We start from the raw sequence: 11,288 nt of genomic DNA on the forward strand, positions 1-11,288 counted from the left end.
CGTTCAATGGCATACAAGCCTTAACGCGCCGTCAACCCAGATCGCGTAGGCGTGCGCCCATGGTCGACAATTTCTCCATCGGTCTGACGCACGTCCTGCTGGGAATCGCGCTGTGGCGACTGCTGTACCGCGACGACCTCGACCGCGAGGTCAGCCCGCGCATGCTGTGGCAGCGCCGCAAGGACGCGGAAGAGCGCGGCGATGCGTGACATCGCTTTCGTCGCCTTTCTGTTCGCCTTCATCGGACTCGGCTTTCGCAAGCCGTTCCTGTTCGTGCTGTGCTTCTGCTACATCGATATCGTCGCGCCGCAGCGTCTCAGCTATTTCCTGATCAACTCGATCCCGATCTCGCTGATCGTCTTCGGGCTCGCAATCGTCGGCTGGCTCGCGGTCGACGACAAGCGCGATACCAGGTGGTCGGGGCGACAATTCCTGCTGCTAGCGCTGCTCCTCTATTGCTGGATGACGACGATCCAGGCCGATTTCCCGGTCGAGGCGCAGGAAAAATGGAGCTGGGTGTGGAAGGCACTCGTCTGGGCGATCTTCCTACCGCTCACGCTGCGCACCAAGCTGCGGATCGAAGCGCTGACCCTCGTCATGCTGCTCTCGGCGGCGGCGATCGCGATCGCCGGCGGCATCAAGACCGCGGCGGGCGGCGGCGGCTATGGCACGCTCCAACTGCTGCTCAACGAAAATTACGGCCTCTACGAAGGCTCGATCATGTCGGCGGTCGGCATTTCGATCATTCCGCTGATCCTGTGGTACCGCAGGCATGGCACGATTTTCCCGCCCGACTGGCGCGTCAATCTCTTCTGTTTCGCGCTCGTCTTCGCGTGCGTGCTGCTGCCGATCGGGACTCAGGCGCGCACCGGACTCGTCTGCCTCGTCATCCTCGCGGGCCTGTCGCTGCGCGCGGTCAAGCACCGCTTCCTCTATGTCGCGGGCGCCGGGCTGCTCGCGCTCGCCGCCATTCCCTTCCTGCCGCAAAGCTTCACCGAGCGGATGGAAACGATCCAGAACCACAAGTCCGATCAGTCGGCCTCGACCCGCGTCGCGGTGTGGGCATGGACATGGGAATATGCCAAGGACAATCCCTTCGGCGGCGGGTTCGAGGCCTATATGCAGAACCATGTGCGCGTCGAAAAGGCCGCGAGCGCCTATGACCCCAACAAGCCGCAGGAAGCCGAGCCGACGGTCTATGAGGAAAAGGGCCGCGCCTATCATTCGAGCTATTTCGAAATGCTCGGCGAACAGGGCTATCCGGGCTTGACCCTCTGGCTCCTCCTCCACCTTACCGGCCTGATCCAGATGGAACGGCTGCGGCGGCGCTATCTCAAGACGCGCCGCGGCGAGGAGCAATGGATCGCGCCGCTCGCCACCGCGCTCCAGCACGGCCATATCACCTATCTGATCGGCTCGCTGTTCGTCGGCATCGCCTTCCAGCCCTTCATCTACATGATGCTCGCGCTGCAGATGGGCCTGTCGACCTATGTGCGCCGCCGCGAACGCGAGGCCGGCTGGCGCCCGCTGACCGCCCGCCCGGCACAGGTCCCGACCCGGCATCCGGTGGCGCAAGCAAACTAGGCGCCTCACTTATATCGTCATTCCGGCGAAGGCCGGGATGACGGGCATGGGAACCATCGCGCGTGCCAACGCGCTATCCCCCCATGTCCGCGCGCCTGATCCATGTCGACGACAGCCTGCCCGGCATCGGCCGCGAACGCCTCGCCGACGGCTGGCGCTACCGCGACGCCAGAGGCAGGATCATCCGCAACGCCGCCGAAATCAAACGGCTGAACGCCATCGCGCTCCCTCCCGCCTATGAGGATGCGTGGTTCTGTCCCGCCGCCAACGGCCATATCCTCGCGACCGGCTATGATGCGCGCGGGCGCAAGCAATATCGCTACCATCCTGATTTCCGCCGCGCGCAGGACGCCGACAAATATGACCGCTGCGCCGCCTTCGGCCATGCCCTGCCGCTGCTCCGTGCGCGGCTCGAGCAGGATCTGGCGCGCCGCACCCTGTGCCCCGAGCGCGTCGTCGGCGCCGTCGTCCGCCTGCTCGACCTCGCCGCGCTGCGCGTCGGCAACGAACAATATGCCGCCGCCAACAACAGCTTCGGCGCCACCACGCTGCGCCAGCGCCACGCAAAACTGACCGGCAAGACCCTTCGCCTCCGCTACCGCGCCAAGGGCGGCGCAAAGCGCGACGTCGTCGTCAGCGACCGCAGCCTGACGACGCTGGTCCGCCGGCTGCAGGACCTGCCGGGGCAGCATCTCTTTCAATATGAGGATGACGGCGACCTTTGCGCGGTCGCCTCCGAAGACGTCAACGCCTATATCCAGGATGTGATGGGCGATGCCTTCAGCGCCAAGCATTTCCGCACCTGGTCGGCGAGCGTCGAGGCCTTCGCCTATCTCCATGCCGCCGCCGAACCCCCGACGCTCAAACAGCTTTTGCAGCATGTCGCCGACCATCTCGGCAACACCCCCGCCGTCGCGCGCAAGGCCTATGTCCACCCGGCGATGCTCGCCGCGGCGCTGGAACGCGCCGACTTCGCCGCGGCGGTCGGCCCCCTCCCCCGCGCGACCCGATATCTTTCGCGTGTCGAACGCGGCTTTTTGACCTATCTGGAGCGCGCACCCGATGCGGCGGCGCTGCTCCGCTCCGCCTGACCACCGACCAAGAGGACCCCAACGGCCCGCCATGACCTTCTCCATTCTTGCCGCCGCGACGACGGCAGCCGCGAAACCCGCCGCGCCTGCCAACAACCCGCTCGACGATCTGCGTTACTGGTGGGACGCCAGCATCGCGTGGGTGAACAGCCATTGGCTGCAAATCGGCATCGCGATCGGCGTCGGGCTCGTCATCTATTTCCTGCTGTCGATGATCCGCACCTTCGCGCTGAAGCGCGCCCAGTCGGCGCCGGGCGAATTCACCCTGACCGACATCGTCGGGCGGGTGATCCACAAGACCAAATCGATCGTGCTCGCGATCATCGCGGTCCGCATGGTCGCGGGCTACGCCCAGCCGCCGGCGCTGATCCTCGGCACCATCCAGACAGTCTTCACCATCGCCGTGGTACTGCAGGCGGCGATCTGGGGGCGCGAAATCATACTCGGCCTCATCCAGCGCCGCGCCGCCGAAGGGCATAACGAAACGCTGTCGAATGCGATGGGCATCATCCGCCTGCTGATCAGCATCGCGCTCTTCGCCATCGCCGCGATCGTCATCCTCGACAATATGGGGGTCAATGTCACCGGCCTGATCGCCGGCCTGGGTATCGGCGGCATCGCGATCGGCCTCGCCGCGCAGGGGATCTTTTCCGACCTCTTCGCCTCGCTCTCGATCATCTTCGACCGCCCGTTCCGCGTCGGCGAAACGATCAGATATGACACCAGCACCGCGACGGTCGAACGCATCGGGCTGAAAAGCACCCGGCTGCGCTCGGTCAACGGCGAACTGCTCGTCATCTCCAACACCAACCTCCTCGGCAAGGAGATCACGAATTTCGCGCACCTCCACCGGCGCCGCGTGACCTTCACGATCAGCGTCATCTACCAGACGACCCCGGCGATGCTGCGCGACCTGCCCGCACTGCTCGAGGAACAGGTCAAGGCGGCGGGCCATGAGTTCATCCGATCGAGCTTCCTGACGTTCGGCCCTTCGAGCCTCGATTTCGAATTGCTGTTCGACGTCTTCACCGAACAGTTCGAGGAAGTGGTCGCGGCAAGGACCGATGTCGGCATCCGCCTGTTCGAAGCGCTCGCCGCCGCGGGCTATGAATTCGCCTATCCGACGCAAACGACCTTCACGGCCGCCCCTGACGGAACGATGATCCTGCCCTATGTCGAGTCTCCGAAACCGAGGGCAGGGGCAGCCAAGGCGGCCAAACCGGGCTGACGCTACGGCGGCGCGGACGTGGGGCTTGGCCCTTGTGCAATGCCGCATGACAGGCCTAGAACGCGCCCCGAACCAGCAATAGAGGGGATGGCATATGGCCACGATCACGCCGCAGGAATTGCAGACCAGGGTCGGTGAGACCATCGGGACGTCCGAATGGGTGCTCGTCGATCAGGACATGATCAACAAGTTCGCCGACGCCACCGGCGACCATCAGTTCATCCATATCGACGAGGAAAAGGCGAAGCTGACGCCCTTCGGCGGTACGATCGCGCACGGCTTCCTCACGCTCTCGCTGATCCCGATGCTCGGCGCGAAAACCGACTCGCCCAAGATCGACGGCATCAAGATGGGCGTCAATTACGGCGGCAACAAAGTCCGCTTCCTCGCCCCCGTCCGTTCGGGCAAGCGCGTGCGCAGCCATGTGAAGCTGCTCGAACTCGACGAAAAGCGCCCCGGCCAGTGGCAGCAGACCAACGAGATCACGGTCGAGATCGAGGGTGAAGACAAGCCCGCCTTGATCGCCGAATGGATCACGCAGTTTTTCGTGTGACCCGCACCCAGGTTTGACCCGGCCGACCTCCCCCGAAAAGACAACCGGAACCTAGCAGAAGGACCCCTATCATGCGTGACGCCGTCATCGTTTCCACCGCCCGCACCCCGCTGACCAAGGCGGGACGCGGCTCGTTCAACAACACCCTCGCCCCGACGCTGGGCGCTTATTCGGTCAAGGCCGCGATCGAACGCGCCGGACTCGAAGGCGGCGAGATCGACGACGTCGTCTTCGGCGCCGCGATGCAGCAGGGATCGCAGACGATGAACGTCGCGCGCCTGATCGCGCTGCGCTCGGGCCTGCCCGTCACCGTCCCAGGCATGTCGATCGACCGCCAGTGCTCGTCGGGCCTGATGACGATCGCGACCGCCGCGAAGCAGATCATCGTCGATCGCCAGGACATCGCGGTCGCCGGCGGCCTCGAGAGCATCTCGAAGGTCAGCGGCAGCGGCAAGGCGTTCATCGAGGTCGATCCCGAACTGATCGCGATGCACAAGGACACCTATATGCCGATGATCGGCACCGCCGAGGTCGTCGCGAAGCGCTACAACATCAGCCGCGAAGTGCAGGACGAATATTCGCTCCAGTCGCAGCAGCGCACCGCCGCCGCACAGGCCGCAGGCAAATATGACGACGAGATCGTCGCCTGCAACGCGACCATGGCGGTGGTGAACAAGGAAACCAAGGAAGTCACCTTCCAGGACGTCGTCGCGAGCAAGGACGAGTGCAACCGCGCCGACACCACGCTCGAAGGACTCGCCAGCCTCAAGCCGGTGATGGGCGAAGGCCACACGATTACTGCGGGCAACGCCAGCCAGCTCGCCGACGGCTCGTCGGCCTGCGTCGTGATGGAAGCCAAGGTTGCAGAAAAACGGGGCTTGCAGCCCCTAGGGCGCTATGTCGGCATGGCGGTCGCCGGCACCGAGCCCGACGAAATGGGCATCGGTCCGGTTTTCGCGATCCCCAAGCTGCTCGAACGCTTCGAACTCAAGATGGACGACATCGGCCTGTGGGAACTCAACGAAGCCTTTGCCGTGCAGGTCCTCTATTGCCGCGACAAGCTCGGCATCCCGAACGAGCTGCTCAACGTTAACGGCGGCTCGATCTCGATCGGCCACCCCTTCGGCATGACCGGCGCGCGCTGCGTCGGCCACGCGCTGATCGAAGGCAAGCGCCGCGGCGTGAAATATGCCGTCGTCACCATGTGCATCGGCGGCGGCCAGGGCGCGGCGGGCCTGTTCGAGGTTTTCTGATTTGCGTCTGAATGCTCCGCGCATCGAGCCGGTCGATCTCGACCGGCTCGATGCCGACCAGCGCGCCGCGCTCGAACCCTTTTTCGCCACCGAAGGCGGCCGGGTGGGCGGCGGGCGCATCCTCAATATCTTCCGCACCCTCGCGCATGCGCCCAAGGCGATGACCGCCTTCCTCGGCTGGGGCAATTATATCCTGTCGAAGCGCAGCGCGCTGACCCCGCGGAATCGCGAACTCGTCATCCTGCGCACCGGTTACAACTGCCGCTCGGGCTATGAGTGGACGCAGCACAAGCGGATCGGCCTCGACTGCGGGCTGACCGAGGACGAGATCGAACGCATCAAGGCGGGTCCCGGCGCCGAAGGCTGGAGCGACCTCGACCGCGCGATGCTCCGCGCAACCGACGAGCTTACCGGCAATCATTGCGTTTCCGACGCCAGCTGGGCCGCGCTCGCACCGCTTGGCGACAAGGGCCGTATGGACCTTGTGATGACCGTCGGCCAATATACCCAGGTATCGATGATGCTGAACAGCTTCGGCATCCAGGTCGAAGAAGGCTGGACGGTCGACCCCGACCTCAAGGCCTGAACAGAGGAGAGAGATATGAGTGAAATCGGCGTCGTCGCGATCCTGCGCGTCCTGCCCGGCAAGGAAGAAGAGTTCGAGGGCGTCTTCGCCGAACTCGCCCCCGCGGTCGCCGCGAACGAGCCCGGCAACAGCTATTACAAGCTGTTCCGCACCGAAGAGGCGGGCGTCTACAAGGTGCTCGAATGCTATGACGACGCCGCGGCGGTCGAAGCGCACCGCGCGTCGGACCATTTCCGCACCCTCGGCGCCAGGCTCGGCCCCTGCCTCGCCGGTGCGCCCGAGATCGAACGGCTCGCGGCGGTCTGACCCGGTGCACGGCGCAGTCCTCCTGATCCCGCTCGCCTTCGCGGGCGCGGCGGCGGTGACCGTGCCGGGGCCGCAGGCGGGAAAATGGACGCATGTGACCCAACTGGTCAGCGCCGACATTCCCGGCGTGCCCGAAACGCTGGTCCGCGCCGCCGACAAGCGCGAGCCGCGCACCACCTGCCTGACCGCGCAGCAGGCCGCCGCCACGCCGCAGGTCCTGCTCCATGCACCGGGCGCGACCTGTTCGTCGCGCAGCTACACACTGGCCGCGGGCAAAATCCGCGGCCAGTCGGTGTGCCGGGTCAAGGAACTGGACACCCCGGTGCGCACGATCACCACCGGCACCTACAGCGAAAAGGGCTATGTCACGCGCAGCGTGACCACTGGCACGCGGGCGGGCCGGCCGCTGAAAGTTGTCACCGCGACCAGTGGCAAATGGCTCGGCGCCTGCCGCTGACTTCGGTCAGCGCTCGGCAATCTCGCCCGACCGGTCCCCGAGCAGGTATCGCGGCCCTGCGCCGCGCTGCGCCGCCTTGTCCTCGCGATTATACAGCCCGCATTTCTTGAGGCTCAGACAGCCGCAACCGATGCACGCGCCGAGCAATTCCTGCGTCCGCTCTAGCGCCGCGATCTGCTCGGCGATCCGCGCCTGAAGACCCTTGCTGATCCGCGCCCAGTCGGCGGCATTCGGCGTGCGCTCGGCGGGCAGCCGCGCCAGCTCGGCGGCAATCTCCTCGAGACTCAGCCCCAGTTGCTGCGCGATCAGGATGAACGACACGCGGCGGATGTCGGCGCGCAGGAAACGCCGCTGCCCGCCGCGCGTCCGCAACGCCGCGACCAGCCCCTTCGCCTCGTAAAAGCGGATCGCCGACACCGCGACCCCGGTACGCGCTGCCAGGTCGCCGATCGCGATCAAGTCTGTCCGGTGCATCCCAACCTCCGTCATTGCGAGGACCCCGGACTTGATCCGGGGGACGCGGCAATCCAGAGTGTGCGTAAACCGCTCTGGATTGCTTCGCTCCGCTCGCAATGACGAGCCACAAGCCGGCACCGCATTTCCTCTTGATCTAAACCTCACTTGAGCTTTCATAACCTGCTGCGTCAACCCGAATCACGAAAGACGAACCATGACGCACCCCTTCATCGAACATGTGAACCTGACCGTCAGCGACCCCGACCGCAGCGCCGGCATTCTCTCGGCGATCTTCGGCTGGCACGAACGCTGGCGCGGGCCCGCACGCGACGGCGGCCGCACCATCCACCTCGGCACCGACAGCGCCTATGTCGCGCTCTACACCGGCCCCGACGGCGAGCATGCCGATGCGCGCTATGCCAAGGGTGAACCGCTCAACCATCTCGGCGTCCAGGTCGACGACCTCGACACCATCGAGATGCGCGTGAAGGCGGTCGGCCTCACCCCCTTCAACCACGGCGATTACGAACCCGGCCGCCGCTTCTATTTCCTCGACCCCGACGGCATCGAATATGAAGTCGTCAGCTACAACGAGCCACGCCCGCGCTGAACCGGGCAACATCCCGGCCCTTGCCGCGTTGTCGCTGTATCGAGGGGGGAAAAAGGAGTTTCCCCATGAGCGAGGATATCAAGAAGACCTTCTGGAAGGCTCTCGACGCCAGTCCCTATGTGATGGTCGGGCTGGCCGGCGAGCGCGATCATCATATCCCGATGAACGCGCAGCTCGACAAGGGCGCCAGCAGCGCCTTCTGGTTCTTCACCGCGACCGACAACCGCCTGTCGGCTGGCGGCCCGGCGATGGCGCAATTCGCGTCGAAGGGCCACGACCTGTTCGCCTGCATCTCGGGAACGCTGCGCCCCGAAACCGACCGCACGGTGCTCGACAAGCTGTGGAACAACAGCATCGAGGCCTGGTACGAAGGCGGCAAGAGCGACCCCAAGCTCGTCCTCTTGCGCTTCGATCTCGACAATGCCGAAATCTGGACCGCCGACGCGAGCATCAAGGGACTGTTCAAGATGGCGACCGGCATGACGATGAAGGAAGGCGAACTCGGCCAGCACGCCGAAGTGGCGCTCTAAACCTGTCCTTCTCCGTTCGTGTCGAGCGAAGTCGAGACACCCCGCGAGGTGGCGCTGTCTTTCGGCGTGTCTCAACTTCGCTCGACACGAACGGAATTTGAAGTTCGCAGGGCTGTGGTCCCCACAAGCAGTCTTTGATCTCGCCAACGCAGGGTCGGTAATTTCCCCAAGGCGCTTTTCGCTTGGACGACCAAACCAACCGGCTAAGGTCGGTCGCAATGACCGGCAAATCCCTTTCCGAACGCATCGGCGACCTCGGCCACCGTCTCGCGGTCGAGGCGCATACCGCTTGGCTCGCCGCGCGCGACAGCCGCGTGCCCTGGCCCGCACGCATCCTCGCGGTCGCGGTCGCCGCCTATGCGCTGTCGCCGATCGACCTGATCCCCGATTTCATACCCGTGCTCGGCTGGCTCGACGACCTGCTCATCGTGCCGCTCGGCTTGTGGCTGGTCCGCCGCCTGATCCCCGACCCACTATGGGCCGAACTCCACGCCGCCGCCGAAGCCGCCGCCGAAGCCGCCGCCGACCGCCCGTCGAGCCGTGCGGGCATGGCCTTCATCCTGCTGCTGTGGGCGGGATTGCTCTACATCGTCTATTGGAGCGTGCGGACCTCGCCCTGGCATTGAAGAATTTGGAAGCGTTCATCCCTCCGGCTTCCTCCTTTCCCGTTTGTGTCGAGCGAAGTCGAGACACCCTGAAGTCATGCGCTTCTGATGGGTGTCTCGACTTCGCTCGACACGAACGGGGTTGGAGAATGGTCAGCTAAGGGGCCGCGGCATCACCCCCCGTTGCTGCGGATCCACGCCTCGACCACCGGCGCGATATCCTCGCGCCATTTGCGGCCATTGAAAATGCCGTAATGGCCGACGGTCTTGGCCATCAGATATTTCTTCTTCTCCGCGGGCAGCGCCTTGGTCAGCGTCAGCGCCGCCTTGGTCTGGCCGATCCCCGAAATATCGTCGCGCTCGCCCTCGATCGCCAGGATCGCGATATCCTCGATCGCATTCAGGTCGACCACCTGCCCGCGATGCAGCATCTCGCCCTTGGGCAGGGCATGGCGCTGGAACACCAGGTCGACGGTCTGCAGATAGAATTCGGCGGTCATGTCGCACACCGACCGATATTCGTCGTAAAATTCCTTGGTCTTGTCGGCTTCCTCGCCGTCGCCGTCGACCAGATGTTTGAACATCGACCAATGGCTCATCATGTGGTTGCCAAGGTTCATCGACATGAAGCCCGCGAGCTGCAGGAAGCCCGGATAGACGCGGCGCCCGGCGCCCGGATACCAGGCGGGAACGGTGACGATGACATTTTCCTGGAACCAGGCGTGCGGGCGCGTCATCGCATGCTGGTTGACCGCGGTCGGCGCCTTGCGCGTGTCGATCGGCCCGCCCATCATCGTCAGCGTCGCGGGGCGGCACTTGTGCTTGTTCGCCGCCATGATCGCCGCGGCGGCGAGGCTCGGCACCGACGGCTGGCACACCGCCAGCACATGCGCGCCGGGACCGATATGCTCGAGCCACGAAATCAGATAGTCGATGTAATCGTCGAGATCGAACTTGCCCGCCGACAGCGGTGCATTGCGCGCGTCGCGCCAGTCGGTGATCCACACATCATGGCCGGGCAGCATGCGCTCGACCGTGCCGCGCAACAGCGTCGCATAATGGCCCGACATCGGCGCGACGATCAACAGCTTGGGGGCGCCCTCCGACCCCTTGTGGGTGAAATGCTTGAGCTGGCCGAACGGCTTGCGCGCCTCGACCTTCTCGCTCACCCGCACCGTTTCGCCGTCGACGACCGTCTCATACAGTTCGAACCCCGGCTTGCCGCGCGGTGCCGCGGCGTGCGCGAACACCTCCAGCGCCGATGCGAACTGCGGGCTGCCACCGAAATAGCCGAGCGGGTTCGCGGGGTGCTGCATCACCTGCGCCCCCGCGGTCGCGAGCGCGCTCGCGCCAGCGAGCCAGCTCTTCTGCATTTCAAAGGCGTGATACAACATATTCGATTTCCTTGCGTGGCCCCGGGCACTCTGTCGGCGCCTCATCGTTGCTTCGCAGTCTAGGCGTTCCGTCCTATTGTGCAATGCATCATAACCGTTGCGGACGCGGATATTTGTCCATATCCTGCACCCACGGCGCAGGATCGCGTCGGTGGAGCGACTATGACCGAGATTGCGGGCAACCGCTAACATCCTGGCGAAACAGGATGAATGGCACGTGCCGACCCTGGCGTCGGCGCGCTTTTGTTGTTGCCAATCTCGGACACTATCTCATGAATATCTCGAAATCGGGACAGCGCGTGCTCCACGTGCTGGCGCAGGGCGGCATGATTCGCCATCGGCGCGATGAAAACGGCCGTCTGGTCGAGGCGATCTGCTTCACCCGCGACGGCCATGTGCTGGCCAGCGCGGGTTTGGCGCTGTTCAGGCGGCTGCGCCATCGCGGCTTCATCGGCTCGCTGGGCGGCGCGCCGTACCGCATCACGCCAGCGGGGCTGCGCGCGGTCAGGGCGCAGCTGGATAACCGTTAAAGCAAACAGTAGATTGATAAGCGGCTGTTGACCCTCACCCTTCCGGCGCTTCGCGCCTCCCTTCCCTCTCCCGCCGGGAGAGGGAAGGGGCCCGCCGGCAAAGCC

The 11,288-nt window shown here is 64.9% G+C and carries 15 protein-coding genes; 13 read left to right on the forward strand and 2 right to left on the reverse strand.

Annotated features, from left to right (window positions below; all coding sequences use genetic code 11):
- The first annotated feature begins 59 nt into the window (after nucleotides 1–59).
- The 9 genes from ASD67_RS23415 to ASD67_RS04005 all read left to right on the forward strand — a co-directional run bounded on the left by ASD67_RS23415 (nucleotide 60) and on the right by ASD67_RS04005 (nucleotide 7,058).
- Nucleotides 60–209: a hypothetical protein gene (locus tag ASD67_RS23415; RefSeq protein WP_187141115.1), complete on the forward strand. Its 150-nt coding sequence runs from the start codon at nucleotides 60–62 to the stop codon at nucleotides 207–209.
- Nucleotides 202–1,584 carry a putative O-glycosylation ligase, exosortase A system-associated gene (locus tag ASD67_RS03970; protein ID WP_056343729.1) on the forward strand — a complete coding sequence of 461 codons (1,383 nt, stop codon included), beginning with the start codon at nucleotides 202–204 and terminating at the stop codon, nucleotides 1,582–1,584. The genes ASD67_RS23415 and ASD67_RS03970 overlap by 8 nt, the downstream gene beginning before the upstream one ends.
- 83 nt (nucleotides 1,585–1,667) lie before the next feature.
- Entirely contained in the window at nucleotides 1,668–2,675 is a 1,008-nt protein-coding gene (locus tag ASD67_RS03975) for a DNA topoisomerase IB (RefSeq protein ID WP_056343732.1), read from the forward strand.
- Nucleotides 2,676–2,706: 31 nt separating this feature from the next.
- Nucleotides 2,707–3,903, forward strand: coding sequence for a mechanosensitive ion channel family protein (locus tag ASD67_RS03980; protein ID WP_056343737.1), 1,197 nt, complete (start codon nucleotides 2,707–2,709; stop codon nucleotides 3,901–3,903).
- A gap of 94 nt (nucleotides 3,904–3,997) precedes the next feature.
- A complete protein-coding gene (locus ASD67_RS03985; RefSeq protein WP_056343740.1) occupies nucleotides 3,998–4,456 on the forward strand; it encodes a MaoC family dehydratase in 459 nt (152 codons plus the stop codon).
- 71 nt (nucleotides 4,457–4,527) lie between these two features.
- Complete coding sequence (locus tag ASD67_RS03990) at nucleotides 4,528–5,709, forward strand: acetyl-CoA C-acyltransferase (protein ID WP_056343742.1); 1,182 nt, start codon at nucleotides 4,528–4,530, stop codon at nucleotides 5,707–5,709.
- Between the two features lies 1 nt (nucleotide 5,710).
- Complete coding sequence (locus ASD67_RS03995) at nucleotides 5,711–6,295, forward strand: carboxymuconolactone decarboxylase family protein (protein ID WP_056343745.1); 585 nt, start codon at nucleotides 5,711–5,713, stop codon at nucleotides 6,293–6,295.
- 15 nt (nucleotides 6,296–6,310) lie between these two features.
- Complete coding sequence (locus ASD67_RS04000; RefSeq protein WP_056343749.1) at nucleotides 6,311–6,601, forward strand: putative quinol monooxygenase; 291 nt, start codon at nucleotides 6,311–6,313, stop codon at nucleotides 6,599–6,601.
- 4 nt (nucleotides 6,602–6,605) lie between these two features.
- On the forward strand, nucleotides 6,606–7,058 hold the full coding sequence (locus tag ASD67_RS04005) for a DUF3617 domain-containing protein (protein WP_056343751.1): 453 nt from the start codon (nucleotides 6,606–6,608) through the stop codon (nucleotides 7,056–7,058).
- Nucleotides 7,059–7,064: 6 nt separating this feature from the next.
- Here ASD67_RS04005 and soxR read toward each other — a convergent pair whose 3' ends face one another.
- Nucleotides 7,065–7,532 carry a redox-sensitive transcriptional activator SoxR gene (gene soxR, locus ASD67_RS04010; RefSeq protein WP_056343754.1) on the reverse strand — a complete coding sequence of 156 codons (468 nt, stop codon included), beginning with the start codon at nucleotides 7,530–7,532 and terminating at the stop codon, nucleotides 7,065–7,067.
- A 196-nt stretch (nucleotides 7,533–7,728) separates the two neighbouring features.
- Between soxR and ASD67_RS04015 the strand changes: the two genes are divergently transcribed.
- From ASD67_RS04015 to ASD67_RS04025, 3 genes are all read left to right on the forward strand, one after another.
- Entirely contained in the window at nucleotides 7,729–8,124 is a 396-nt protein-coding gene (locus tag ASD67_RS04015; protein WP_056343756.1) for a VOC family protein, read from the forward strand.
- 65 nt (nucleotides 8,125–8,189) lie between these two features.
- Nucleotides 8,190–8,654, forward strand: coding sequence for a pyridoxamine 5'-phosphate oxidase family protein (locus ASD67_RS04020; protein ID WP_056343760.1), 465 nt, complete (start codon nucleotides 8,190–8,192; stop codon nucleotides 8,652–8,654).
- A gap of 218 nt (nucleotides 8,655–8,872) precedes the next feature.
- Nucleotides 8,873–9,280: a YkvA family protein gene (locus tag ASD67_RS04025; RefSeq protein ID WP_056343763.1), complete on the forward strand. Its 408-nt coding sequence runs from the start codon at nucleotides 8,873–8,875 to the stop codon at nucleotides 9,278–9,280.
- A 152-nt stretch (nucleotides 9,281–9,432) separates the two neighbouring features.
- On the opposite strand, the gene ASD67_RS04030 is transcribed toward ASD67_RS04025, so the two are convergent.
- Nucleotides 9,433–10,653: a polyhydroxyalkanoate depolymerase gene (locus tag ASD67_RS04030; RefSeq protein WP_056343766.1), complete on the reverse strand. Its 1,221-nt coding sequence runs from the start codon at nucleotides 10,651–10,653 to the stop codon at nucleotides 9,433–9,435.
- A 272-nt stretch (nucleotides 10,654–10,925) separates the two neighbouring features.
- Between ASD67_RS04030 and ASD67_RS04035 the strand changes: the two genes are divergently transcribed.
- Nucleotides 10,926–11,183: a YjhX family toxin gene (locus ASD67_RS04035; RefSeq protein ID WP_056343768.1), complete on the forward strand. Its 258-nt coding sequence runs from the start codon at nucleotides 10,926–10,928 to the stop codon at nucleotides 11,181–11,183.
- Nucleotides 11,184–11,288: the final 105 nt, after the last annotated feature.

The organism is Sphingopyxis sp. Root1497, from assembly GCF_001427085.1.
GTDB lineage: Bacteria > Pseudomonadota > Alphaproteobacteria > Sphingomonadales > Sphingomonadaceae > Sphingopyxis.

What these genes read in the sequence shown, in the direction of transcription:
- ASD67_RS23415 (WP_187141115.1), top strand. Translation starts at nt 60, where the DNA reads ATGGTCGACAATTTCTCCATCGGTCTGACGCACGTCCTGCTGGGAATC.
- ASD67_RS03970 (WP_056343729.1), top strand. Translation starts at nt 202, where the DNA reads ATGCGTGACATCGCTTTCGTCGCCTTTCTGTTCGCCTTCATCGGACTC.
- ASD67_RS03975 (WP_056343732.1), top strand. Translation starts at nt 1,668, where the DNA reads ATGTCCGCGCGCCTGATCCATGTCGACGACAGCCTGCCCGGCATCGGC.
- ASD67_RS03980 (WP_056343737.1), top strand. Translation starts at nt 2,707, where the DNA reads ATGACCTTCTCCATTCTTGCCGCCGCGACGACGGCAGCCGCGAAACCC.
- ASD67_RS03985 (WP_056343740.1), top strand. Translation starts at nt 3,998, where the DNA reads ATGGCCACGATCACGCCGCAGGAATTGCAGACCAGGGTCGGTGAGACC.
- ASD67_RS03990 (WP_056343742.1), top strand. Translation starts at nt 4,528, where the DNA reads ATGCGTGACGCCGTCATCGTTTCCACCGCCCGCACCCCGCTGACCAAG.
- ASD67_RS04000 (WP_056343749.1), top strand. Translation starts at nt 6,311, where the DNA reads ATGAGTGAAATCGGCGTCGTCGCGATCCTGCGCGTCCTGCCCGGCAAG.
- soxR (WP_056343754.1), bottom strand. Translation starts at nt 7,532, where the DNA reads ATGCACCGGACAGACTTGATCGCGATCGGCGACCTGGCAGCGCGTACC.
- ASD67_RS04015 (WP_056343756.1), top strand. Translation starts at nt 7,729, where the DNA reads ATGACGCACCCCTTCATCGAACATGTGAACCTGACCGTCAGCGACCCC.
- ASD67_RS04020 (WP_056343760.1), top strand. Translation starts at nt 8,190, where the DNA reads ATGAGCGAGGATATCAAGAAGACCTTCTGGAAGGCTCTCGACGCCAGT.
- ASD67_RS04025 (WP_056343763.1), top strand. Translation starts at nt 8,873, where the DNA reads ATGACCGGCAAATCCCTTTCCGAACGCATCGGCGACCTCGGCCACCGT.
- ASD67_RS04030 (WP_056343766.1), bottom strand. Translation starts at nt 10,653, where the DNA reads ATGTTGTATCACGCCTTTGAAATGCAGAAGAGCTGGCTCGCTGGCGCG.
- ASD67_RS04035 (WP_056343768.1), top strand. Translation starts at nt 10,926, where the DNA reads ATGAATATCTCGAAATCGGGACAGCGCGTGCTCCACGTGCTGGCGCAG.